Here is a 23,325-nt window from a genome sequence, read left to right on the forward strand (position 1 = left end):
CAGGGTTGCTCTGTTGAAGCGGGAGATAAGGGCAATGGTTCGCACGGATAAGTGCGATAAAACTTGCCAAGATGTTCAGATTATCCGAACATACGGGCGTGAAACTCGGCGATCCCAGTCTCGATCAGCTTCGCATCTTCCTCGCCGTGGTCGAGCATGGCAGCTTCGGCGGTGCGGCTCGGGCCATGAACCGCGCGGTCTCGGCGATCAGCTATGGCATCGCGCAGCTGGAGGCGCAGCTCGCGGTGTCCCTGTTCGAGCGCGAAGGGTCGCGCAAACCGGTGCTGACCGAAGCGGGCGAAGGGCTGCTGGCCGAGGCGCGCGGCGTCGCCGACCGGGTCGATGCGCTGCTGGCGAAGACGCGTTCGCTCCATGCCGGGCTGGAGAGCAGCGTCTCGCTCGTGCTCGACGTGATGGTGCCGGGCGAGGTCACGGCCAAGGTGCTGCGGCGGTTCCGGGAGATGTTCCCGACGGTCGCGCTGTCGCTCAATATCGAGGGGCTGGGCGCGGTGGCCGCCTGCCTGCTCGACGAGGATGGCGACCTCGCTATCGGAGGCCCGATCATCGCCGATCACCCAGCGCTCGAGCGGCAGGTGGTGGGGGCGGTCGAGCTGGTGCCGGTGGCCGCTCCCGATCACCCGCTGGCGCAGCCGGGTATCCAGCCGGGCGAAAGCCGCAAGCATTTGCAACTGGTGCTGTCCGACCGCTCCTCGCTCACCGAGGGGCGCGAATTCTCGGTGCTCAGCCCCGAAAGCTGGCGGCTCGGCGATCTCGGCGCAAAGCACGCGCTGCTGAAGGAGGGGCTCGGTTGGGGCAACATGCCGCGCGCGGTGGTGGCGGGCGACCTCGAACGCGGCCGGCTGGTCGAACTAGACCTGCCCGAAAAGCCCGGCGCAGACTACACGCTGAGCGCGCTGTGGCGGCGCGACACGCGGCTCGGCCCCGCGACCAGCTGGCTGATCGATGCGTTTCGCGAGCAGCTGGAGCGGTGTCCGGCCTAGGGACCGAACAGGATCGGCTCGTCGCCCGCTTTCCACGGCGCGAATTTGGGCATGATCGCCCTGAACAGGTCCGAGGCGAGGTGGCGTTCCAGCCATTCCTGCACATGCGGCAATCCCTGCGCGTCGAACCAGTCGCGATCGGTGTTGGCGAACTGGCGGATGAAGGGGAACAGCGCGATATCGGCGAGGGTGGGCGTTTCGCCGCACAGATGTGCGCTTGAGCCGAGACGCGAATCGAGATCGGTCAGGATCGCCAGGCCGGCGTTGCGATGGTCGAGCCGGAAAGTTTCCTCGTCTCCGTGTGCTTCATCGGGGTAGCGGGTCGGATATTTGTAGCGATCGAGGTGGTGCTTGAACGGGCCGTCGTTGCGCGCGATCAGCCCAGGAACTGACGGCGCATCGTCGCCTGCGAGCCAGCCTTTGGGATCGTTGCACTCCAGCGCCCAGTGCATGATCGCGATGCTCTCGTCGATCACGGTGCCATCGTCGAGCACCAGCACCGGCACGGTCGCCTTGGGCGAGGCTTCGGCGAGTTCGGGCGGCTTGTCGGCGAGCTTCACTTCGCGCAGCTCGACCGTGATCCGCGCCACCCACAGCGCCATGCGCGCGCGCATGGCATAGGGGCAGCGGCGGAAGCTGTAGAGGATCGGAGGCCTAGTCATCCTGATCGAGGAACGCCGCCCCGACATGGGCGGTTCCGCGTTTCCGCGCGAGCGCTTCCTGCCGCTGGCGCTCGGCGTAACGGGCGCGCTGCTTCTCGCTGCGCTCGTCGAAACAGGCGGGGCAACTGACGCCTTCCTCGTAGGCGGGCGAGGCCGCATCCGAGCGCGAGACCGGGCGGCGGCAGGCGCGGCACAGCCCGTAGTCGCCGGTTTCGAGGCCGTGGCGCACCGTCACCCGCTCGTCGAACACGAAGCAGTCGCCGTGCCACCGGCTTTCATCCTCGGGCACCTCTTCGAGGTATTTGAGGATGCCGCCCTTGAGGTGGTAGACCTCCTCCACCCCTTCGGCGCGCAGGAAGCTGGTCGATTTCTCGCAGCGAATCCCCCCGGTGCAGAACATCGCGACCTTTGTCTTGCCTGCGAGCAATTGCTCGCGGTTTTCGCGGAACCATGCGGGAAAGTCGCGGAAGCTGGCAGTGCGCGGATCGACCGCGCCTTCGAATGTCCCGACCGCCACTTCGTAATCGTTGCGGGTGTCGATCACGAGCGTGTCGGGATCGGCGATCAGCGCGTTCCAGTCGTGCGGATCGACATAGCGCCCGACGCTGTGGCGCGGGTCGATATCGGGCTCGCCCATGGTGACGATCTCGCGCTTGAGCCGGACCTTCATGCGGTGGAACGGCATTTCGCTCGCGGTCGAGAATTTGACGTCGAGCTCGGCACAACCGGGCAGCTGGCGGATATGGTCGAGTACGGCGGTAAGAGCGTTGTCGGTTCCGGCGATGGTGCCGTTGATGCCTTCGTTGGCGAGCAGGAGCGTGCCTTTGACGCCCGCCTTCTCGCAAGCGACGAGCAGTGGGTCTTTCAGCGCAGCGGCGTCGTCGAAGGGCGTGAAGCGGTAGAGCGCGGCGACCTGGATTAAGGGGATGCTGACGGACATGGACCCGGCTATTAGCGTGGTTCGCGATCAGCGGACACTTTTCAGTGGCGCTGCTGAACCGATGACACGGCGGCATCCCCCAACTCCCCGTCGCCCCGTGCTTGACACGGGGTCGGGCTTTTTTGCTTCAAAGTCTGAGGGAAGAAGCCTTGCCCCGGATCAAGTCCGGGGCGACGATGAAGGCGAATGCGAGTCTTTCGTTAAACCCGCACCACCCAGCCGTGCTTGTCCTCGACCTTGCCGTGCTGGATGGCGACCAACCGCTCGCGCATCTTCGCGGCCATCTGGCCGATGCCGCCGGTGCCGATGGTGAACTCGCCATCGGGCGAGGCGACGGTGCCGACCGGGGTCACCACCGCAGCCGTGCCGCAGGCAAGGGTTTCGAGCAGCTTTCCGCTCTCCGCTTCCTCGCGCCATTGGTCGATCGAGTAGGGTTCCTCGCGCACTTCCAATCCCTCTTCGCGCAGCATCGCGATCAGGCTGTCGCGGGTGATGCCGGGCAGGATCGTGCCGGTCAGCGGCGGGGTGACGACGCTGCCGTCGTCGCGGATGAAGAACAGGTTCATGCCGCCCAGTTCCTCGACCCATTTGTGCTCCAGCGCATCGAGGAACACGACCTGGTCGCAGCCCTGCGCGATCGCCTCGGCCTGCGGGACCAGCGAAGCGGCGTAATTGCCGCCGGTCTTGGCCGCGCCGGTGCCGCCGGGGGCCGCGCGGACATAATCCTGGCTTACCCAGATCTTCACCGGGTTCACGCCCTTCTTGAAGTAGTTGCCGCTCGAAACGAGGATCACCACGAACTTGTACTGCTTCGCCGGACGCACGCCGAGAAAGGCTTCGGAGGCGAACATGAACGGGCGGATATAGAGCGAGCCGCCCTCGACCGGCGGCATCCAGTCGGCGTCGGTCTCGACCGCGAGCTTCACCGCGTCGAGGAACAGGTCCTCCGGGATTTCCGGCATCGCCATGCGCCGCGCCGAAGCGTTGAAGCGGCGGGCGTTTTCCTCCGGCCGAAACAGGCACAACCCGCCATCCTCGTGCGGAAAAGCCTTCATCCCCTCGAAGATTTCCTGCGCGTAGTGCAGCACGCTCGCGGCGGGATCGAGCGCGATCTTTTCGCGCGGGCCGATCTGCGCATTGTGCCAGCCGGAGCCGCCCGCTTCTCTGGCGGCTTCATCGTAGTCGATCGTGACCATGTGATCGGTGAACACCGTGCCGAAACCGGGATCGGCGATGGCGGCGGTGCGCGCGGCGTCGGGTGTGGGTGAAGGATGCGGGATACGGGTGAATTGCATGGCCCACGCGATTAGTGGGGAGCGCCCCCAAGAGCAAGATTTGTGGTTCCTCGCGCAGAGTCTTTGTTTTCCGCACCCCATCCAGGGTGCGATATCCTCGCTCATGCGACCTGAAGGTCGCGTCGCTGCGGGCGCCCAGTCGGGCTTGCGGTCGCTAGCGCGACCGTGCTCCGCGACGCGCTAGCTAGGTTGCGCTGGTTCGACGCCGCAGGCGTCGCAAGCGCAACCGCGCGCCCGGAGGGGTGGCCCCGCAGGGGTCGGGCCCCCGGAGGATAGCCAAGCGCGCGGATGCGCGCGCCGGCGCTTGAGGCCCACAAACAAATGAAAAGGGCGGTCCCGCCCGTCGGGGAACCGCCCTTTCATGGTCAGCGGCCGGAAGTGCCGCTCACGAAGCCTTACTCGGTGATGGAAGTCACCGAATATGCCTCGCGCGGAAACTTGCCGACCTCTCTACTGAACCATGAGACATCGGATCACCTCCTTTCGCGCTTGAAAGCCAAGACCCTGACCGTTTCACCGGGGGCCGAGAGCCGCGTTCGCCGCTGGCCTCACCTGCATATTTGAGTCGTTGTCGGCCCCAACACAAGACTTGAAATATCTTTTTCCCACGTCAGAATAGAACGCCGTTGCTCAAAAGGAGCATTGCACGACGCCGGAGGGAAACCTCGGGCGTCTTTCGTTTTCGGCGCTGGCGCTGTCCGCAGCTCGTCGCGGCGCTGTGGAAAGCGGGAAACGAATCCCTACCGACAATCCTCGATCACCCGCGTTACTTCGACCCAGGCGGGAAGGTAGAGCGTGCGCTCGCCCTCGACCTCGAGCGCGAACCGACCCTTCGTGATCGCCATCGCATCGAGCAAGGCGTCGCGCGCATCGATCTCGGCAGCGACCAGCGGGCTGCCGCTCTCGCGGGTGACCGCTTCGAGCATCCCGGTGCGGGTCTCGGTGCGGATCCGCATGGCTGCGGCCGCGCGGTTCGAGCCGAACCGTCCGATGCCGATCCGCCGGGTGCGCAGATCGCAGCGGACGATCGCCAGCGGCTCGGCCCGGCCGGTGCCGAAGATCGCGAAGGTCTCCTGGCTTTCGGCAGCGTAGCTCCAGTCGCCGGGGGTTTGCGGCGCGTCGAGATAATTGTCGAACACCGGCTCGGTCACCACCGGCGCGGGTGGCGGCGCGGGGCGCGGGGCGGGGGCCGGAGTTGCAGCCGGAGCGGGCGCGGCGGTGCGCGGGGCCGGAACGCAGGCGGCGATGAGACAAGTGAGCGCCAGCGCGCCGGCGACGTGGAGGTAGATCGCTTTCATGCCGCCTCAATGCGCGCTAACGGCAAAAGGGTCCATGAACAATCACGAGAAACCCCCCGGGAATCCGGCGAACAAGAAGCGCGTCGATCATCTGCTGGTCGAACGCGAGCTCGCCGAAAGCCGCACCCGCGCGCAGGCGCTGGTGATGGCGGGTGTGGTGTTCTCGGGCGAGAGCAAGATCGCCAAGCCGGGCCAGCAGCTAGCGCGGGACGCGCCGCTCGAAGTGCGCGGGCGCGATCATCCCTGGGTCAGCCGCGGCGGGATCAAGCTGGCGCATGCGATCGGGCATTTCGGCCTCGATCCCACGGGTGCGGTGGCGATGGATATCGGCAGCTCGACCGGCGGGTTCACCGACGTGCTGCTGACGCACGGGGCCGAGCATGTCTTCGCGGTCGACAGCGGGACCAACCAGCTCGCCTGGAAGCTGCGGCAAGACCCGCGCGTGACCGTGCTCGAACAGACCAGCGCGCGGATCCTCACGCCCGAACACATCGATCGCGCGTGCAATTGGGTGGTGTGCGATGCGAGCTTCATCGGGCTCGCCAAGGTGCTCGAACGCCCGCTCGAACTGGCAGCCCGGGAATGTCAGTTGGTCGCTCTGATCAAGCCGCAATTCGAAGTCGCGCGCGAGGAAGTCGGCAAGGGCGGCGTGGTCCGCGATCCCGCCCTGCACGAGCGGGTGTGCGGCGAAGTTCGTGAATGGTTGGAGGGGCTTGGCTGGGACATCGAAGGTATCGTCGAAAGTCCCATCACCGGGCCGCAAGGGAACGTGGAGTTCCTGATTTCGGCGAGGCGCCCTGCGTCGTCATTGCGAGCGTAGCGAAGCAATCCTTGGACCGAACATCCGATTTTCAGCCAGCCGCATACATTGTGGCGAACCACGAGAATGGAACGATTTACACGGGTGTGACCTCGAAGCTGCCTCGCCGGGCGTGGGAGCATCGGGAGGGTCTCGTCGACGGTTTCTCAAAGAGGCATGGCTGCAAGCGACTTGCCTGATTCGAACTTCATTCGACCATGGAAGCCGCGATCCTTCGGGAGAAGCAGATAAAGGGCGGATCGAGGGCAAGGAAAATCGCTCTTATCGAGACTTCAAATCCCGAATGGCGTGACTTGTTCTTTGATCTCAACCGCTAGCCCATGGATTGCTTCGTCGCTGCGCTCCTCGCAATGACGAAAACACTTTAGGCCATTTCCTCTTCGGGCCAGTCGAGCGAATTGATCTTCGCATCGAGGTCGATCGGAGTCTGCGACAGCACCTCGACCCCGCTGGCCTTTTCGTAGGCGGCTTCCTCGCCGTGCTCCGCGACCAGTTCGGCGTGCTTGGCGTCGCGCGCGCGGATCAGTTCGGCGATCTCGTCGCGGTACAGCGCCACCATCGCGGTGACGAAGCGGTTGACGCAGTCGTCTTCCTTGGTGTGATCGACATTGTAGGCGGGCAGGTGCTCGATCATCACCTCCGCCGGAAACAGGAATTCATTGGTGACGAACCGGTTCACGGTGAACCACGCGCGCGGGATGCCCAGCGTGTCGATCGACAGCGCGATCAGGTGCGTCACATGCGCGCGCGCCTCCTCGCGCTGCGGGGGCCAGACCTTGGGTTCGAGCCCCTCGGGCAGCTGCGTGCGGTGCAGGAACAGGTGGAAATGGCCATGCTCGTCCGGATCGCGATCGCCGGGGGCGTGCACGTGGTAATACCAGCGCGCCTTGCAGAATTCGTCGCGCGCGTCGGCCTTTGGATAATGTTCCCAGAAGGTTGCGCCGCCTTCGGGCACCACGCGCAGCATCAGCGGTCGCTGTTCCTGCGCCATCCGGGTGATGGTTTCGATGACGGTCCGGGCGGCTTCGATCTGATCCATGGCCAGCGCCTAGAATGCAGAAAGGCCGGCGGCAACATCGCGTTGCCACCGGCCAGTCCAATCAGGTCTGCAAGTGGTGCTTAGGCAGCCGGCTCGCAGCCGGCGGCGGCGCAGCAAGCACCTTCGCAAGCCGCTTCGCAGCCCGCCGCTGCACAGGCAGCGCCTTCGCATGCAGCAGCGCAAGCCGGGGCGGCTTCGCACGTGGCCGCGGCGCAGTCGGCGACGGCGGTGGTGTCGGCATCGGTGGCGGCGTCGTCGGCCGGAGCCGAGCACGCTGCCGTGGCAACTGCGAGACCGCCGGCGACAGCGAGCATCGAAGCGAAGTTGGTCTTTTTCATGTAATTCGTTCCCCTAATTGGGCCCCTTATCGGGCAGGACGCGCGAAAGGATGATTTCTTGCCACCTCACGTCCCGAATCGCGGCAAGAATGTGGCGACGCTAGCAGAATGATGCGCGATCGCACACGGATTTCAGCTTGTTTCGTATTTCGCATGCAAAACTAATCGGTTGATGCACGCGCCGTCACGGCGAGGGGGACAAACGGGGGACGACGATTGGCGCAGAACGCGCGGTTGTGTATCCGCGCCTAAGGGCAATTCGGAGCGGCGAATCGCACGTGCACAGCGTCGCCGCCGGAGATCGGGAGAGACGATGAATTTCCTCGCATCGAAGGCGCAGCTGCGCGCCAGCCTGCTGCGGTGGTCGCTGTTCCTGGTTCCCCTGATCGTGCTCTTGGGTTTTCTCGGCGGGCAGATGGGCAGCCCGCAGACGGCGTGGTTCGCAGGGCTGGCGAAACCCGCGATCTATCCGCCACCGGCTGCCTTCGGGATCGTCTGGAGCATCCTCTACGTTTTGATCGGATTTGCGCTTGCGCTGGTGGTGAGCGCGTGGGGCGCGGCCGGGCGCGGGGTCGCGATCGTCGTGTTCGCAGCGCATTTCATCGGCAATCTGGCGTGGACTGCGGTGTTTTTCGGCATGCAGGACATCACCGGAGCGCTGATCGTTCTCGGCTACACGCTGGTCACCCTGGTGGCGGTGATCGCGGCATTCTGGCGGGTGCGACGCAGCGCCGCGTTGCTGTTGCTGCCGTATCTCGCGTGGGTCGCGTTCGCGACGCTGCTCAACTATCAGTTCCTTGCGCTCAATCCCGATGGCGGCGGGTCCGGCAGTACCGAGGCGGTCGAGCGGGTGCGGTTGTAGCAAATCCCCTTGCCCTCGAGCACGAGCATCGCCAGATAGCGCGCATGCAAAGCGAAAACCCGATCATCGCCGACTTCGTCAAACTCGCCAACAGCGCGGCAGGCACCTTTGCCGGGATGACCCGCGAGGCGCGCGAGAGCGCCCGCGAACGCATGCGCGAGGCGCTGGGCGGAATGGATTTCGTCTCGCGCGAGGAGTTCGAGACGGTCAAGGCCATGGCGCAGAAGGCGCGCGAACAGGCCGACGCGCTCGAAGCCAAGGTCGCCGAGCTCGAGGCGAAGCTCGAAAAGTGACCCGTCGCCCCTGCGAAGGCAGGGGCCCAGATAGGCTGGCTGTTTGGTCGATTCGCTCCTATTGGCGTGCTGATGGGCGGCTGGGTCTACATCATGACAAACGGACCGCACGGTACGCTGTATATCGGAGTGACCTCTGATCTGGTTTCTCGAATTGCCGCGTACCGGGAAGGGCGTGGCTCCGAGTTCTGCCGCAAGCATGGACTGACCCGCCTCGTCTATGTCGAGCGATATGAGAGGATCGACGACGCGATATCCCGCGAAAAGGCGATGAAGCGCTGGAAGCGGCAGTGGAAACTCAAGCTGATCAGGCGCGACAATCCCGACTGGAACGACCTGTTTGAGACGGTCAATGCGTAGTCCGACACCGACCGTTATCTGGACCCCTGCCTTCGCAGGGGTGACGCAATGAGCTAGACGTGCACCTGCGCGCCCCTGCCATTCTCGTCGCTTCCCGGCCTCACGGTGAAACCGCCACGATCGCGCGGTTGCTGACCGAGGAATATGGCCTGGTCGCCGGCTACGTCGCCGGCGGGCGCGGGCGGCAATTGCGGCCGGTGATGATCCCGGGCAACCGCGTTGCGGCAGAATTGCGCGCCCGATCCGACAGCCAGCTGCCGTTTGCGCGGCTCGAGCTGGAAGAGAGCCGCGGCCCGTGGATGACCGAACCGCTGCCTGCCGCCGCAATCACCTGGGCCTGCGCGCTCACGGCCTCGTCCCTGCCCGAGCGCAATCCCTATCCCTCGCTCTATTCGGCGCTCGACGCGCTGCTTTCGGCGATCTGCAATGCGCCGTCCGCGCGCGGCTGGCTGGCCGCGATGGTGGCGTACGAGACCATGCTGCTGCGCGAGCTCGGCTATGGCGGGGAGCGCCCGGACATGCACAGCGGTTTCGATACCCAGTTTGCCGCGTTCCGCCGTCTCCATCAGCCGCTGAAGCGCTACCTGTTTGCCGACAGCCATGGCGATGTTATGGCCGCGCGCGTGCTGTTGGGGGAGCGGCTGAGCCGCATGCAGGAGTGAGTTTCGGATCATGAAGATTGCGGTTCTGCCGGGCGACGGGATCGGTCCCGAGGTAACGCGCGAAGCGGTGCGCGTGCTGGAAATGCTGGGCCTGCCCGGCCTCACCCTGTTCGACGGCGACGTCGGCGGCATCGCGTACAAGCGCCATGGCCAGCCGCTGCCCGAAGAAACGCTGACCATCGCGCATGCGTGCGACGCGGTGCTGTTCGGTGCGGTGGGCGATCCGGAGTGCGACGGGCTGGAGCGCAAACTGCGCCCCGAGCAGGCGATCCTCGGCCTGCGCAAGCATCTCGGACTGTTCGCCAATTTGCGCCCGGCGAGGGTATTTGCCGGGCTCGAACATCTCTCGCCCCTGAAGCCCGAAATCGCCCGCACGCTTGACGTGATGATCGTGCGCGAGCTCACCGGCGATATCTACTTCGGCGACAAGGGTGAGCGCGCGGCCAGCGACGGTTCGCGCGAGGGGTGGGACATGATGTCCTATTGCGAAACCGAAGTGCAGCGGATCGCCCGGGTCGCCTTCCGCACGGCGCGCAGCCGCGATTGCCGGGTCTGCAGCGTCGACAAGGCCAATGTGCTCGAAACCAGCCAGGTGTGGCGCGATACGGTGAAGGCCGCAGCCGGATCGCATCCGGATATCGAGCTCAGCCACATGTATGTCGACAACGCGGCGATGCAGATCATCAGCAACCCGGCTCAGTTCGGCGTGATCCTGACCGGCAATCTGTTCGGCGATATCCTGTCCGACCTTGCGAGCGCAGCGGTCGGCTCGATCGGACTGTTGCCGAGCGCCTCGATGGGCGACCGGGCGACCGAGTTCGGGCGGTTCGGCCTGTATGAACCCATCCACGGCAGCGCGCCCGATATCGCCGGGCAGGGCAAGGCCAACCCGATGGCAACGATCCTGTCGGCGGCGATGATGCTGCGGCATTCGTTCGGACGCGAAGCCGATGCGGTGCGGATCGAGACCGCGGTGGAGAGGGCGCTGGCCGACGGGATCCGCGGCGGCGATCTGGGCGGCGATCACGGCACCGAGGAAATCGGCGCGGCGGTGCGCGAGCGGCTGTAGCCGCAGCGTCCATGACCCTCGACCTCGCGATCATCCTCCCGACGCTGAACGAGCGCGGCAATCTTGCGCCGCTGGTCGGGCGGATCGAGGAAGCGCTCGGGGCGGAAGGCTGGGAAGTGCTGATCGTCGACGACGACAGCGAGGATGGCACCGCCGACGAAGCGCGCGCGCTGGCCCTGCACGACCGGCGGGTGCGGGTCATCCAGCGGATCGGACGGCGAGGGCTGGCGAGCGCGGCGATCGAGGGATTCTGCGCCACCCCCGCGCCCTACTGCGCGGTGATGGACGCCGACCACCAGCACGATCCCGCGCTGCTGCCGCAGATGCTCGCGAGTCTGACAGCCGGAGAGGCCGAGATCTGCGTCGCCTCTCGTTTCGTCGAAGGGAGCAGCACTGTAGACTGGGCCGAGCCGGAGCGAGAGCGCCTGTCCGGCCTCGCCAATGCCATGGCGCGCAGGCTGACCGGCGTGGACCTGACCGATCCGATGAGCGGATATTTCATGCTGCCGACCGCGAGTGCCCGCGCGCTGGTGCCGCGCCTGTCGGGCATCGGGTTCAAGATCCTGCTCGATCTGCTGGCCACCTCGGACAAGCCGATGAAGATCAGGGAATTTCCGCTCACCTTCGCCCGCCGCCGCGAGGGTGAGAGCAAGCTCGATCGGGCGATCCTGTTCGATTTCCTCGCCGGACTTTACGACAAGACCCTCGGGCAGCTGATCCCGACCCGCTTCGCGCTGTTCGGCACGGTTGGCGGGCTGGGCGTGATCGTGCACTATGCCGTGCTCGCGCTCCTGCTGGCGGGCATGACCGCAACCTTCTGGAAGGCGCAGCTCGCGGCGGTCCTGACCGCGATGAGCTTCAACTTCTGGCTCAACAACTGGCTGACCTATCGCGACAAGCGGCTGACCGGCTGGGGCGATCTGCTGCGCGGCTGGGCCGGGTTCTGCCTCACCTGCGCGATCGGCGGTTTTGCGAACGTGGCAGTGGCGACCCTGCTCGAAAGCCGCGGCGTGTTCTGGGCGCTCGCGGCCTTATGCGGGATCCTGATCGGTTCGGTCTGGAACTACGCCCTCAGCAGCCGCTTCGTCTGGGGGAGGTATTGATTGCTTGGCAGTGTCGCCCTGCCTGAAGACGATCTTGTTCGCGACGCAGCGCTGATTGGGAACGTCGGTTGTGGTGGCACGCATGATCCTCGGCATTGCTTTTTGGACGATGCGCTCCTGCCTTTCGGTCAGGTCTTGGCGGGTCACGAACGCGCAGTCCACGAATCCGCCATTCGCATCGACCCTGCACCGAAAGTCGACCTCCACCACTTCCGGCAAGATTCTGTCGATGTGGGTAGGCCAGGCATTGGTGATGGCCGCTTCGTCAAAGCGGAGTTCGCCCTTCGGCTGCGGACAATTGAACCGATCGTCGGCGCTTGCCGGGGAGGCAAGGACGAGTAGCGACGCAAGCATCCTCATCTTCATCGCCACCCCGCAATCCATGCCCATTTCGCAAAGCTCATCGGGCCTTCGAGTTCGCCCGCCGTCAATATCCTGAAAAACAGCGCGAAGAACGCCGCGCTGCCGACAAGAACGACATAGCTGATCCAGCGATACTGCGCGCTGCGGTGGATGTCGCTCAGGCTCAGCGCCAGCGCCGCGAGCAGGAAACAGCTCGGCATCAGGTAATGGTAGTAGAACTGCACCGGCTTGGGCGCGATCAGCCACAAGCCGAGGCTGACCGCGAAGCCGACGAATGCGCCCAGCCGCGCCCAGTCTCCGCGATACAGCCCGCTGACGAAGCACCACAGCAGCGCAGGCAGGCCCAGCAGCATCGTCAACGGATTGCCGATCAGCAGCACCCCGCGCTGCGCGTTGTCGGTGAACTCGTACAGATACCAGATGCCGCGCGCATTGAGCAGCCACTGGTCCCACGTGCTCTGGTAGTTGTGCGGCTTCATGACCGAGGCCTGCAGCTCGAGCATTTCGCGGTGCAGCCCGATCAGGCCGAGCTCGGCGAGCGGCGAGGGGCGGATCGCATCGCCAAGCCCGTATCCCGGGGCGAAAGTCAGCCCGTAGACGGCGAGCGGCACGATCCCGAGCCACACGAACGCTTCGACCAGCGAGATTCCCGGCACCGGCACCCCGCGGGTGCTGACAAACAGCCGCTGTCGCCCGGCGGACAGGCGCGCGGCAAGAAAGGCGAGGCCGGGGACCATCGCCAGCGGGACGGAGTTCCACTTCGAAGCGAGCGCGCAGCCGATCGCGATGCCGGTCAGCGCAAGCCGCCAGCGCCCGGTCTCGGGCTCGCGGATCGCCGCAGCGAACTGCCACGCGGCGAGCGCGAGGAACGCCGCCATGAAGATATCGAGCATCGCGATCCGCGCCTGCACGAACAGGTGGAACCCGGTGGCGAGCAGCACGCCGAACGCGATTGCAGCGAAGCGATCGTGGCTGGCGTGCCACAAGGCGCGCATGCTTGCCCCGATCGCGAAGGTCCCCGCGATCAGCGACGGCAGCCGCCAGCCCAGCGGGTTGTCGCCCAGCTGCCAGATGCCGAGCGCGATCAGCTGCTTGCCGAGCAGCGGGTGTTCGCGGTTGAGATAATCGCCGCCCGCCAGCAGCTCGCGCGCGGCGGGCAGGTAATGCACTTCGTCGAAATAGGGGGCCGACGGGATCGTCAGCCGGATCGCCGCCAGCGCCGCGAACATCGCCGGGAGCGCGAGACACCACAGCCACGGATCGGGCGGGCCATGGACCGGACCGGCGTGGTGCGGCGTGGCTGCCGGCGTTCGGGTTGCGACCTCGTGCATGCCCGCAAGCGCTTAGGAAAGCGCCCGTGGGCCTACAAGGGGATTCACGCTTTGGCGGGTGCGACAGCGGCGGCGGTTTCGCCCTGGCTTTCGAGCCAGAACAGCCGCGCGATCATCGCGAGCAGTCCGATGCTGGCGGTGCAGGCCGACAGCAGCGCCCACAGCGGAACGTTCATGCCGGCCGCGCGGGCGCGCGGCGCGATGAAGAACAGCGCGATGATCACACACATCACGAGGTCCCACCACACCTGGATGCCGGTGAGGTTGCCGGTGTGGTTGGTGAAGAACATTACCACCCCTTCGGACCAGATCTGCACCGCCGTGTAGGCACCGAATCCGGCCGCGAGCATCGCTGCAATCGTGGCGCTGCCGATGGTCGGTCTGGCGGTGAGGATATGCACCAGGCCTGCCGCACCGAAAACCAGCACGGCGACAAAGGTGACTTGCAGTGTATCCATGGGCAGCGTGTCCATCGTTCGATCTCCGACTCGTTATGTAGCAGTTGCTACATAGACTGGTATCTTAATGTAGCAATCGCTACAAGAGGAAAATGTCGAAAGCGTCACTCTCGCGCGAAATGCTCCTGCCCAAGCTCGCCGCGCATGTTCTCAATCACGGGCTGGGCGGGGCAAGCCTGCGGCCGCTAGCCAGGGCGGCGGACACAAGCGACCGGATGCTGATCTACCATTTCGGCAACAAGGAGCAGCTGGTCGCCGACCTGCTCGACCATATTGCCGGGATCTATGCGACCGCGCTCGACGCGGCGATGGGGACGGAGCGACCAAGGACGCGCAAGGAATGTTTCGAGCGCCTGCTCGATCAGGGTCGCCACCCGATGATGCAACCGTTCATGGTGCTGTGGTGGGAGATCGTGGCGGGGTCGGCGCGCGGCATTCCCGGCTATCGCGAGGCGGCGGACGCGATGATGACGAAACAGCTCGCCTGGCTCGAAACGCAGATGCCGGCGGGCGATCCCGATCCGGCGGGCGGGGCGCGCTATCTGATGACGCTTCTGGAGGGTACGCTGATGCTCGGCGCGGTTGGGCATGACCGCACAGCACGCGACGGGCTGCTTGCGAGTGGTCTCGCAGCCCCCTAAGCACGCGCGCAATGAAGAAGACCACCGGAATGGACCGCGCCACGACGCGCAACTGGCGACCGGCTACGCGGGCGATACGCGGCGGGACCTGGCGCAGCGAGCATGGAGAGACCAGCGAGGCGCTGTTCCTCACTTCGGGCTATACCTACGACGACGCACAGACCGTTGCCGACCGGTTTGCGGGCGAGGCCGAGGGCATGACCTATTCGCGCCTCCAGAACCCGACCGTGGCGATGCTGGAGGAACGGATTGCGCTGCTCGAAGGCGCCGAGGCCTGCCGCGCGCAGGCGAGTGGGATGGCGGCGATGACGGCGGCTTTGCTGTGCCAGCTTTCGACCGGAGATCACGTGGTGGCCGCGCGCGCCGCGTTCGGATCGTGCCGCTGGCTGGTCGACAACCTCCTGCCCCGCTTCGGGATCGAAACCTCGGTGATCGACAGCGCCGACAATACGCAATGGGAAGCCGCGATCCGCCCGAACACCAAGGTGTTCTTCTTCGAGAGCCCGGCCAATCCGACGCTCGACATCGTGGACCTCCAGTTTGTCTGCGATCTTGCCAAGGCACACGGAATCACCACGGTGGTCGATAACGCGTTTGCCAGTCCGGCGTTGCAACGCCCGCTCGAATTCGGCGCCGACGTGGTCGCCTACAGCGCGACCAAGCTGATGGACGGGCAGGGCCGGGTGCTCGCCGGAGCGGTGTGCGGATCGGAGGAGTTCATCACCGAAACGCTGCTGCCGTTTCAGCGCAACACCGGGCCGAACCTCGCGCCGTTCAACGCATGGGTGGTGCTCAAGGGGCTGGAGACGCTGAGCCTGCGCGCGCACAAGCAGAGCGAACAGGCGGTGGCGCTGGGCCGGTTTCTCGAGCCGCGCGTCGAGCAGGCGGGCGGGCGGATGCTCCACCCCGGTCTGCCGAGCCATCCGCGCCACAATCTCGCGCTCGTCCAGATGGATGCGACGGGGCCGATCTTCGCCTTCGATGTGGGCACCCGCGAGCGCGCCTTCGCGATTCTCGACGCGCTCGAACTGATCGATATCTCCAACAATATCGGCGACGCGCGCAGCCTGTTGTGCCACCCGGCCTCGACCACGCACGCCAGTATGGGCGAGGAGGCGCGTGCAGAGATGGGCGTGACCGAAGGGCTGCTGCGGATCAATGTCGGGCTGGAGGATATCGCCGACCTGACCGAGGATCTGGACCGCGCGCTGGCGGCGTCGGGTATCTAGGGCTGCTGTTCTAGCAATTGCGAGGCGGCTCCGAGCACCGCTCCCAGACCAGCTTTCCTGGCATTAACCGGGCTTTCAGCACGCGAAATTACAAGCACCCGCTGATGTTTGAGATTTTTGCCATCGTCTGTTTCTCGGTCGCCTTCGCAATCGTTTCTCTCCTCGCAACGATTTTCCTCGGCCTGACGATCGGGGCATGGGCGCCGGAACTTGCAGTAAGAGGAGACGGCCTCGCAGATATTCTGCGCCCGTGGCGTATCATCGCCGTTGGCGGTGCCATCTATGGGATATTTGTGGCCGGGTCATTGCCTGCAGGTTCCTCCGAGCTTGCCGCCATATTCGCTCTTTGGACTTGGCTCGGCTTTGCTTGATGCGCCCGATCGCGCACCATTGGATGAGGCTCGCATATCGTCTGGAATTCTATTTTTGAGGAAAATGCGGCCGATACGCAAAAGGCCGGCGCAGGCGTGCCTCACACATCCTGCACCGGCCTCATGCACATTGGCCCCTGGTCGGGGGTCGCTTGGAACGACAAGTCGGGGAACCACTCCCCCTGTCTACGCGCCGAAGACGTTAGCCGTATCGCAATTCCGTCCTAACAAACCGGATGCAAGTGCGGGAAACGCGAACTTAACCATACGCGCCCGCTCGAAACCGGCTATTGTGCATTGCAGCATGACACCCTAGGTGTCGCTCGCTCACCTCTCCGCGACGCGTCCTGACGGGCGCCGCAACCATTCCAGATCCGGACACTTTTCATGCTTGCAGACCGCAGCTTCGCGGCCACTTTCCGCCGCGACTGGTTCGCGCAGCCGCGCGCCGACATCCTCGCCGGGATCGTCGTCGCCCTCGCGCTCATCCCCGAAGCGATCGGGTTCGCGCTGATCGCCGGCGTCGATCCGAGCGTCGGGCTGTATGCTTCGGTGGCGATCGCGATGGTCATCGCGTTCACCGGCGGACGACCGGGCATGATCTCGGCTGCGACCGCTGCGGTGGCGGTGGTGGTGATCCCGTTGGTGCGCGATTACGGCGTCGATTACCTGTTCGCTGCCACGATCCTGATGGGCGTGTTCCAGGGGATTGCCGCGCTGCTGCGGCTCGACCTGTTGATGCAGTTCGTCAGCCGCAGCGTCATCACCGGCTTCGTCAACGCGCTCGCGATCCTGATCTTCATGGCGCAGATCCCGCAGCTCCTGCCCGGCAATCCGGGGGTCGGCGTGTGGACCTGGGCGATGGTCGGTGCGGGCCTTGCGATCATCTACGGCTTCCCGCGCATCACGAAGGCGGTGCCGAGCCCGCTGGTCGCGATCGTGCTGCTAACCGCAGCGGCGGTGTTCTGGGGCCTGCCGGTCAACAATGTCGCAGGCGAGGGCACGCTGCCGGACGGCCTGCCGACCTTCGCTCTGCCCGACGTCCCGCTGACGTGGGAGACGCTGCAGATCATCGCGCCCTATTCGCTGACGATGGCGGCGGTGGGCCTGCTCGAAAGCCTGCTCACCGCGCAGATCGTCGACGACATGACCCACACCGATAGCGACAAGCGCCGCGAAAGCGGCGGGCAGGGCGTCGCCAATGTCGTCGCTGCATGCTTCGGCGGAATGGGCGGGTGCGCGATGATCGGCCAGTCGGTCATCAACGTTGCCAGCGGCGGGCGAGGGCGGCTCTCGACCTTCACCGCCGGGGCGTTTCTGTTGTTCCTGCTGACCGTGCTCGGGTCCTATGTCGGGCAAGTGCCGATGCCCGCGCTGGTCGCGGTGATGATCATGGTCTCGATCGGAACTTTCAGCTGGAACTCGATCCCCAACCTGCGCCGTCACCCGCCGACCAGCTCGATCGTGATGATCACCACCGTCGTGGTGGTGGTGTGGACCCACGACCTCGCGCTCGGCGTGCTGTCGGGCGTGCTGCTGTCGGGCATTTTCTTCGCACAGAAGGTCAAGAACCTCTTCGCCGTCGAACGTGTCCGCCGCCCGCACAGCGCGGTCTATGTCGTGACCGGCGAAATCTTCTTCGCCAGCGTCGACAAGTTCATCGAGAAGCTCGGACCCGAAAGCCAGTATGATGACGCCGCGCACCACGTGGTGATCGATGTATCGAAGGCGCATTTCTGGGATATCTCGGCGATCGGGGCGCTGGAGAAGGTGGTCGACCGGATGCGCCGCAACGGGCGGCACACCCGCGTGGTCGGGCTGAACACCGCGAGCGCCGACCTGTTCGACAAGTTCGCGCTGGAAGATCGCACCGGGCTCGAGCTCGGTTTGGCACCGCATTGATCTTTTGCGAAGGCGCATCCGCGCCTTCGTCCTCGGGGCTGATCCTCCGCTTCGCTACGGGCCCCTGCGGGCGGCCGGTCGGCCTTGCGGCGCTCCGCTCCGAGCGTTAGGTCTGAAAACCAGACTTGAAATCGTAGCGGCCTCATGCGACCTCCGTTGCAACAAACGGGAGAAAATTTGCCATGGCCAACCGTGTCGAACTGCTGTTCGATTTCGTCAGCCCCAACGCCTACCTGATCTGGTGGCCGCTGCGCGATCTCATCAAGCGCACCGGAGCCGAGCTCGACGTGGTGCCGGTGTTTCTCGGCGGGATGCACAAGCTCACCGGCAACGCTCCGCCGATGATCCGCGACGCCGATGTGAAGGGCAAGGTCGAATATTCGATGCTAGAGATGCGCCGCTTTATCGAAACGCATCAGCTCACCCGGTACAAGCTTCACCCGCAGTTCCCGTTCAACTCGATCACGTTGCAGCGGATGCTCTACGCCGCCGATCAGGACGGGCGCGGGGTACAATTCGTCGAAGCGATGCTGCCGCTGATCTGGGAGGAAGGGGTCGACGTGCTCGATCCCGAAAGCCTGGGTGCGGCGGTCACCAGGGCGGGCTTCGATGCGCAGGACCTGTTCGCCCGCGCGCAGACCGACGCGGTGAAACAGGGCCTGGTCGCCAACACCAGCGCGGCGGTGGAGCGCGGCGCATTCGGCATTCCAACCATGTATGTCGGCACGACCGGTGCGGACCCGTCCAGTTTCGAGATGTTCTTCGGCAAGGAACGGCTGGGCCAGATCGAGGACGAGCTGACGAGGGGATAGCGCCCCAACGATTTGCGCCGACCTCACGGGAGTGAGGCCGGCGCAATGTCTGTCGGACCCGCTGTGCCTATTTCGGGTTCGACTCGTTCTTCCAGTCCTGCAGCATTTCGTGCGCGGTCTGACGTCCGCCGATGCCGAAGGCAATCGCAGCAGCGATCGCCACTGCACCGAGGATCGCGCCAAAGGCGATCACCACGATCTCCGTCGCGATGCCCATGAAGCTCAGCCCCATGGCAATCGTGAGCGCGATGATCGCATAGCTTGCGATCCGCCCGATCTTCGCATCGCCGTTTTCGGAAATCAGCTTGGAAGCGATCCGGGCAATCACGAAACCGGCCGCGATCACCGCTGCGCCGAACACGATCCGCCCGCCGAGGCGCACGGCCTCATCGGCGATCCGCGAGACCACTTCGAAATTGAGCAGTCGCGCCGCCTCGGTGAAGGCGAACAGCATCACCGCGATCAGGATCACGTGATAGCTGACCCGCGAGATCGAGAAGCGCTCTCCGCTGAGGCCGATGGCCGAACCGGTACGGTTGACCCCGAGGCCCGAGAGGAAGCTCTCCGCCGCACCCGCGATCCAGCGACCGATGAAGAATGCGGCAACCAGCACCAGCGCCGCAGCGATCACGTGTGGCACCGCCACAAGGATCGTCGCCAGCAGCTCGCGCAGCGGCACGGTGACCGCCGCGATGCCGAGAACGTCGATCGCGGCAAGCGTGATCGGCAGCAGCACCAGCAGCTGCACTGCCGTTCCGGCGGCCGCCGCAACCGAAGTACGCGCCTTGGTCTGCTCGGCGGGGTCTGCGCCCTCTTCGGTCAGCCAGCGATCGATATTGAGCATGCCGACGGAATTTTCCGTGATACCCTTCGCGATCTTCGACAGCGCGATGCCGACGATGAAGATCGCCAGAGCCCCGATCAGGTTGGGAAGGAACATGCCGATTTCGTTCAGCAGCGAGTTGAGCGGTGCGACGACCGAGCCCAGCTGCAGCGGCTGGAGCGCGATCAGGAAACCGAACAGCCAAATCAGCCAATAGCCAAGCTTGCCGGCCTGGCTCCAGATTTCCTCGTTGGCTTCCTTGCGCGTATCATCCTTTTGCCAGGGCGACTTCTCGCCGATCTTCCGGATGCCGCGCTCGATCAGCTTTGCGACGAAGTGGGTGATGACCAGGATGGCCAGTGCTGCGGCGATCCTGGGGCCCCAAAGTATGAGGGTTGCGCCGACGCGTTCGAGCGCAGCCTCCATCCCGCTTGTGTCCAAATTCATGGTATCCTCCCTATTGCGACGTATGGTTCTTAATGTGCCGTTCAGTTTTGGAGAAACCCGAATGTCGGGATGTTCAATTCGGGATATCCGAATTGAATCTGCTTTTCAGGCTCAGCACCACTTCGGCGGCGAGTTGTGCGTCCAGATCGCGGCGCCAGCATACGAAGGCGGGGAATTCGAACTCGGGAGCATCCGCCACCCGCGACAACTGGCCGCTCTCGATTTGATTCTCGACTGATTTGAGCGGCATGTAGCCTGCCATCCTGGTCTGGATCAGCCAATTGGTCGAACGGCTTCCGAGATCGAGAACCAGCCCCGCTTGCGGCACAATATCGAGCCGCGAGGCGATCTCGACCCCGAGCGAACGGCCCCAATCGATCCGCACGAAATGGTCGCGCCAATGCTCGGGATCGCCGCCGGTCACCATCACCAGCTGATCCTGGAACAGCGGCTCGGCACCGATATCGCGGCGAAAGATCGGATCGTGGACCACGATTATGTCGAGCGCTCCTTCGGCGAGGTCGCGGTTGAGCCGCGTCCAGGCCCCCGCGGTCGCCCGGATCGCAAGGTCGGGCAGCAGGTCGCTCACCTCGGCCAGCCACTGAATAAGGAACCCGTCCCACAGAAAATACTGTCCACCGAAGGTGATCGACCGGGCGAACCGATCGGGCAGGGCGACTTCGTGCTGCGCGAATTCCCATGCCCGCACCGCCTGCCTGGCCGGGACCAGAAAGCGACGTCCGGCGGACGTCAGTTCGCAACCGCGCTTGTCGCGCACGAACAGCTTGGTGCCGAGCCGGAATTCGAGTTGCTTGATCCGCTCGGTCACGCTCGAGGGTGAGGCGTGCACCCGCTGTGCGGCTCCGGCAAAGCTGCCGGTGGCCGCTGCCGCGAGGAAGGTTCTGAAGGTCGTGATGTCCATTCAATCCCGATAATCCGAATTCAACCTTCTGACAATCGCGTTATGCAGAATTTGACCGGGAGAATAACCTTCAAGCCAACGAATCGAAGGAGATTGACGATGAAGGTTTTTCTGATTGCCGGCGGCCTCGCTCTGAGCGCGCTTGCCGTTCCGCAGGCGGCATTCGCCCAGCAGGATCAGGCGGCGGCAGGGATCGTGGTGACCGGCAAGTTCCAGAAGGACTGGGACCGCGGGCACAAGCTCGAGGCCGAGGGTCTGCGCGACCTGCAATCGGCACAGCGCGACCTGGTCGAGTACAGCGCCGATGTCGTCAACGCGCAGGACTTGCGGGAAACGTCGCGCAGCCGCGCGGACAATGCCCGCCAGGCGCTCGAAAGCCTGACCGCGCGCCCGTTCTTCAGCAGCGCCGACGAAGCGCACAAATGGTCGAAGCAGGTCGAAAGCGCTGCTGCGGACTGGGCCAAGTATGACGAGCGCAGCGACAAGGGCGCCAAGGATTTCGAAAAAGCGCAAAGCCGCCAGCAGAAGGCGCAGGAGGCCGTCGACAAGGCGCAGGCCAAGATCGACAAGGGCCGGGGCATGAAGGCCGACGCCGAACTCGCCAGCCAGCGCGCCTCGATCCGCTAGAATCGCTGCCGAACGGAGACAGGCGATGTTTGCAAAACGCAGTGCGATCCAGCCGATGGTCGAACCCCCGGTCGGACCGGTCCGGTCGGGCGGGGCGGTCGATCACGTCGCCGCTGCAAGCGCGGTAATGGTGATCGGCCTCGGGGTCATGCAGCTCGCCGCTCCGTTCTTCACCAGCCCGCTGACCGGGATGGAGGCCGGCACCGGCGGGACCATCATCGCGGTGCAGTGGATCGTCTTCGGCGCGATCCTCGCGACCGGCGGTTTGCTCCGCATGCGCGTGGTCACGATGTTTGCGGCGGAATTCCTGCTGATCGCAGGCGTTGTCGCGGCAATCGTGACGATGCTCGGCAATCACGAGCCGATCCCGCTGCTGGTGCATGGCGCGATCGCATTCGTCGGGCTGACCAACGCCGGGCTCGCCCGCCTGACCGACAGCGCCGATCTCAAGCGCGAACTGCGTCTCGCCAAGGAGAGCGCCAGGATGTCGCGCGAGGACGAAAACAGTGTCGAAGAGACCAACGGAGCGCCCCATGCCTAAGCCGATCATCGATGTTCACGCCCTTGCCGAGCGCATGGCGATTACGCCCGAGGAGGCGCAACGGCTGGGCGAACGGTTCTTCACCAGCCTCGCCAAGGCCGAGAGCAGTCTGGGCGAAGCGCTGATCGCGGCGTCCAGGAATTCGCGCGTCCGGCCCAAGCAGGTCAAGGGCATGCTCGATCTGTTCGCCGCGGACTTCCGTGCTCCGCTGCCGCCCGAAACCGAATCGCTCGGCGAGCGGGTGAGCGATCTCGCCAGCGACGCCCGCGATCGGTTGACGGGCATGAAGGATCGCGTCGCCACGGGAATCGCTGCGATCGACGTTGCCGCGCTGCGCGAAGAGGGCGGCGAGAAAGTGGCCCGGCTGCGCCAGCGTGCGGCCGAGATCGACGTTGCCGAAATCGGCGACCAGGCGCGTGAACTGGGCGCACGAGCGGTGGATGGCGCGCGCGACCTGGCCGGCCAGGTGCGCAACAAGGTGAAGGCGAAGAAGGACGCGAAGTCCTCCCCGCCATGGGCTGACGAGTAAGGCTGCGGATGATGCCCTTCGGGTCAAGAATGGTCGCAGTCGGGCGGCAAGGGCGCAGGTTCCCCCTCACCCTTGCCGCTTCAGCCCTGTTCGCCGTGTTCGCGGCTCCGGTGCACGCGCAAAGCGGCGAGAAGCATGACAGCGTCGGCGAAGACGCGGTCGACGCGGTGACCCAGCCGCTGAGCGATCTCAACCTGCGCAGCAAGGATATCCCGCTGCTGCTGACGCTGGCGCAGCAAGCCCCCTACGATCTTACCAATCTCGACGATTGCGACGCGCTGCGCGGCGAGGTCGGCCGGCTCGACGAGGTGCTCGGCCCCGATGCGGACGCGCCGCAGGATGAAGAGGGCCTGGTCAACAAGGGGCTCAAGACCGGCGGAAACATCCTGGGCGGGATGATCCCGTTCCGGGGTCTGGTGCGCCAGCTATCGGGCGCGAAGGCGGAGGAAAAACGCTGGGAGGCGGCGATCTATGCCGGGGTCGCCCGGCGCAGCTATCTCAAGGGGTACATGGCCGGAAAGTCATGCCTCACCAGCGAAGAGGAAACGATCCGCAGCGCCCGCGACGTGCTGAACCTGTCCGAGTAA

Annotated in this window: 28 protein-coding genes and 1 pseudogene; 18 read left to right on the forward strand and 11 right to left on the reverse strand. The window is 65.1% G+C overall.

Going from position 1 to position 23,325, the window contains the following annotated elements:
• Positions 1-98: 98 nt before the first annotated feature.
• Positions 99-1,001: a LysR family transcriptional regulator gene (locus KDC96_RS02670; RefSeq protein WP_212452316.1), complete on the forward strand. Its 903-nt coding sequence runs from the start codon at positions 99-101 to the stop codon at positions 999-1,001.
• On the opposite strand, the gene KDC96_RS02675 is transcribed toward KDC96_RS02670, so the two are convergent.
• The 4 genes from KDC96_RS02675 to KDC96_RS02690 all read right to left on the reverse strand — a co-directional run bounded on the left by KDC96_RS02675 (position 998) and on the right by KDC96_RS02690 (position 5,196).
• Complete coding sequence (locus tag KDC96_RS02675) at positions 998-1,663, reverse strand: glutathione S-transferase (protein WP_212450479.1); 666 nt, start codon at positions 1,661-1,663, stop codon at positions 998-1,000. The genes KDC96_RS02670 and KDC96_RS02675 overlap by 4 nt on opposite strands.
• Complete coding sequence (locus KDC96_RS02680; RefSeq protein ID WP_212450481.1) at positions 1,656-2,603, reverse strand: rhodanese-related sulfurtransferase; 948 nt, start codon at positions 2,601-2,603, stop codon at positions 1,656-1,658. The genes KDC96_RS02675 and KDC96_RS02680 overlap by 8 nt, the downstream gene beginning before the upstream one ends.
• A 200-nt stretch (positions 2,604-2,803) precedes the next feature.
• Positions 2,804-3,898 (reverse strand): branched-chain amino acid aminotransferase, encoded by a 1,095-nt coding sequence (locus KDC96_RS02685; protein WP_212450483.1) that lies wholly within the window; start codon positions 3,896-3,898, stop codon positions 2,804-2,806.
• Positions 3,899-4,638: 740 nt separating this feature from the next.
• Positions 4,639-5,196, reverse strand: a complete 558-nt coding sequence (locus tag KDC96_RS02690) for a hypothetical protein (RefSeq protein ID WP_212450485.1) — start codon at positions 5,194-5,196, stop codon at positions 4,639-4,641.
• A 34-nt stretch (positions 5,197-5,230) separates the two neighbouring features.
• On the opposite strand from KDC96_RS02690, the gene KDC96_RS02695 reads away from it, so the two are divergent.
• Together KDC96_RS02695 and KDC96_RS16325 are read left to right on the forward strand one after the other, a co-directional pair.
• Positions 5,231-6,016 carry a TlyA family RNA methyltransferase gene (locus tag KDC96_RS02695; RefSeq protein WP_212450486.1) on the forward strand — a complete coding sequence of 262 codons (786 nt, stop codon included), beginning with the start codon at positions 5,231-5,233 and terminating at the stop codon, positions 6,014-6,016.
• 11 nt (positions 6,017-6,027) lie between these two features.
• Positions 6,028-6,333: pseudogene (locus KDC96_RS16325) on the forward strand (GIY-YIG nuclease family protein).
• Positions 6,334-6,380: 47 nt separating this feature from the next.
• Here the strand turns inward: KDC96_RS16325 and KDC96_RS02700 are convergent.
• Together KDC96_RS02700 and KDC96_RS02705 are read right to left on the reverse strand one after the other, a co-directional pair.
• Positions 6,381-7,055 carry a hypothetical protein gene (locus KDC96_RS02700; protein WP_212450488.1) on the reverse strand — a complete coding sequence of 225 codons (675 nt, stop codon included), beginning with the start codon at positions 7,053-7,055 and terminating at the stop codon, positions 6,381-6,383.
• 80 nt (positions 7,056-7,135) lie between these two features.
• Positions 7,136-7,393 (reverse strand): hypothetical protein, encoded by a 258-nt coding sequence (locus KDC96_RS02705; RefSeq protein WP_212450490.1) that lies wholly within the window; start codon positions 7,391-7,393, stop codon positions 7,136-7,138.
• Positions 7,394-7,706: 313 nt separating this feature from the next.
• Between KDC96_RS02705 and KDC96_RS02710 the strand changes: the two genes are divergently transcribed.
• The 6 genes from KDC96_RS02710 to KDC96_RS02735 all read left to right on the forward strand — a co-directional run bounded on the left by KDC96_RS02710 (position 7,707) and on the right by KDC96_RS02735 (position 11,742).
• Entirely contained in the window at positions 7,707-8,255 is a 549-nt protein-coding gene (locus tag KDC96_RS02710) for a TspO/MBR family protein (protein WP_212450492.1), read from the forward strand.
• Between the two features lie 44 nt (positions 8,256-8,299).
• Entirely contained in the window at positions 8,300-8,548 is a 249-nt protein-coding gene (locus KDC96_RS02715; protein ID WP_212450494.1) for an accessory factor UbiK family protein, read from the forward strand.
• Between the two features lie 69 nt (positions 8,549-8,617).
• Positions 8,618-8,908, forward strand: a complete 291-nt coding sequence (locus tag KDC96_RS02720) for a GIY-YIG nuclease family protein (RefSeq protein WP_212452319.1) — start codon at positions 8,618-8,620, stop codon at positions 8,906-8,908.
• Between the two features lie 59 nt (positions 8,909-8,967).
• A complete protein-coding gene (locus KDC96_RS02725) occupies positions 8,968-9,570 on the forward strand; it encodes a DNA repair protein RecO (protein ID WP_212450496.1) in 603 nt (200 codons plus the stop codon).
• 10 nt (positions 9,571-9,580) lie between these two features.
• Positions 9,581-10,639 (forward strand): 3-isopropylmalate dehydrogenase, encoded by a 1,059-nt coding sequence (gene leuB, locus KDC96_RS02730; protein ID WP_212450497.1) that lies wholly within the window; start codon positions 9,581-9,583, stop codon positions 10,637-10,639.
• Positions 10,640-10,650: 11 nt separating this feature from the next.
• Positions 10,651-11,742 (forward strand): glycosyltransferase family 2 protein, encoded by a 1,092-nt coding sequence (locus tag KDC96_RS02735; protein ID WP_212450498.1) that lies wholly within the window; start codon positions 10,651-10,653, stop codon positions 11,740-11,742.
• Here the strand turns inward: KDC96_RS02735 and KDC96_RS02740 are convergent.
• From KDC96_RS02740 to KDC96_RS02750, 3 genes are read right to left on the reverse strand one after another with little or no spacing between them, the layout of a single operon-like run.
• A complete protein-coding gene (locus tag KDC96_RS02740) occupies positions 11,671-12,114 on the reverse strand; it encodes a hypothetical protein (protein ID WP_212450499.1) in 444 nt (147 codons plus the stop codon). The two genes, KDC96_RS02735 and KDC96_RS02740, sit on opposite strands and share 72 nt — an antisense overlap.
• The gene (locus KDC96_RS02745) at positions 12,105-13,436 is read right to left on the reverse strand and encodes a phospholipid carrier-dependent glycosyltransferase (RefSeq protein ID WP_212450500.1); all 1,332 of its coding nucleotides are present in this window, start codon (positions 13,434-13,436) and stop codon (positions 12,105-12,107) included. Before KDC96_RS02745 ends, KDC96_RS02740 begins: the two co-directional genes overlap by 10 nt.
• 44 nt (positions 13,437-13,480) lie before the next feature.
• Positions 13,481-13,909, reverse strand: a complete 429-nt coding sequence (locus KDC96_RS02750) for a hypothetical protein (RefSeq protein WP_249171885.1) — start codon at positions 13,907-13,909, stop codon at positions 13,481-13,483.
• A 77-nt stretch (positions 13,910-13,986) separates the two neighbouring features.
• Between KDC96_RS02750 and KDC96_RS02755 the strand changes: the two genes are divergently transcribed.
• The 5 genes from KDC96_RS02755 to KDC96_RS02775 all read left to right on the forward strand — a co-directional run bounded on the left by KDC96_RS02755 (position 13,987) and on the right by KDC96_RS02775 (position 18,849).
• Positions 13,987-14,535: a TetR/AcrR family transcriptional regulator gene (locus tag KDC96_RS02755; protein ID WP_212450501.1), complete on the forward strand. Its 549-nt coding sequence runs from the start codon at positions 13,987-13,989 to the stop codon at positions 14,533-14,535.
• An 11-nt stretch (positions 14,536-14,546) separates the two neighbouring features.
• A complete protein-coding gene (locus KDC96_RS02760) occupies positions 14,547-15,764 on the forward strand; it encodes a PLP-dependent aspartate aminotransferase family protein (protein ID WP_212450502.1) in 1,218 nt (405 codons plus the stop codon).
• Between the two features lie 104 nt (positions 15,765-15,868).
• On the forward strand, positions 15,869-16,135 hold the full coding sequence (locus KDC96_RS02765; RefSeq protein WP_212450503.1) for a hypothetical protein: 267 nt from the start codon (positions 15,869-15,871) through the stop codon (positions 16,133-16,135).
• Positions 16,136-16,522: 387 nt separating this feature from the next.
• Positions 16,523-18,037: a SulP family inorganic anion transporter gene (locus tag KDC96_RS02770; RefSeq protein WP_212450504.1), complete on the forward strand. Its 1,515-nt coding sequence runs from the start codon at positions 16,523-16,525 to the stop codon at positions 18,035-18,037.
• A 182-nt stretch (positions 18,038-18,219) separates the two neighbouring features.
• Positions 18,220-18,849 carry a 2-hydroxychromene-2-carboxylate isomerase gene (locus KDC96_RS02775; RefSeq protein ID WP_212450506.1) on the forward strand — a complete coding sequence of 210 codons (630 nt, stop codon included), beginning with the start codon at positions 18,220-18,222 and terminating at the stop codon, positions 18,847-18,849.
• A gap of 67 nt (positions 18,850-18,916) precedes the next feature.
• Here the strand turns inward: KDC96_RS02775 and KDC96_RS02780 are convergent, their stop codons facing one another.
• Together KDC96_RS02780 and KDC96_RS02785 are read right to left on the reverse strand one after the other, a co-directional pair.
• A complete protein-coding gene (locus tag KDC96_RS02780) occupies positions 18,917-20,119 on the reverse strand; it encodes a mechanosensitive ion channel (protein WP_212450508.1) in 1,203 nt (400 codons plus the stop codon).
• 73 nt (positions 20,120-20,192) lie between these two features.
• Positions 20,193-21,041: a LysR family transcriptional regulator gene (locus tag KDC96_RS02785; RefSeq protein WP_212450510.1), complete on the reverse strand. Its 849-nt coding sequence runs from the start codon at positions 21,039-21,041 to the stop codon at positions 20,193-20,195.
• A gap of 99 nt (positions 21,042-21,140) precedes the next feature.
• Here KDC96_RS02785 and KDC96_RS02790 point away from each other — a divergent pair, with 99 nt between their 5' ends.
• The 4 genes from KDC96_RS02790 to KDC96_RS02805 are packed head-to-tail and all read left to right on the forward strand — an operon-like array spanning position 21,141 to position 23,325.
• Positions 21,141-21,668 (forward strand): hypothetical protein, encoded by a 528-nt coding sequence (locus tag KDC96_RS02790; protein ID WP_212450512.1) that lies wholly within the window; start codon positions 21,141-21,143, stop codon positions 21,666-21,668.
• A 25-nt stretch (positions 21,669-21,693) separates the two neighbouring features.
• On the forward strand, positions 21,694-22,209 hold the full coding sequence (locus KDC96_RS02795; RefSeq protein ID WP_212450514.1) for a hypothetical protein: 516 nt from the start codon (positions 21,694-21,696) through the stop codon (positions 22,207-22,209).
• A complete protein-coding gene (locus tag KDC96_RS02800) occupies positions 22,202-22,738 on the forward strand; it encodes a hypothetical protein (protein ID WP_212450516.1) in 537 nt (178 codons plus the stop codon). Before KDC96_RS02795 ends, KDC96_RS02800 begins: the two co-directional genes overlap by 8 nt.
• 11 nt (positions 22,739-22,749) lie before the next feature.
• Positions 22,750-23,325 (forward strand): hypothetical protein, encoded by a 576-nt coding sequence (locus KDC96_RS02805; protein ID WP_212450518.1) that lies wholly within the window; start codon positions 22,750-22,752, stop codon positions 23,323-23,325.

The organism is Erythrobacter sp. JK5 (assembly GCF_018205975.1).
In the GTDB taxonomy this organism is placed as follows: domain Bacteria; phylum Pseudomonadota; class Alphaproteobacteria; order Sphingomonadales; family Sphingomonadaceae; genus Erythrobacter.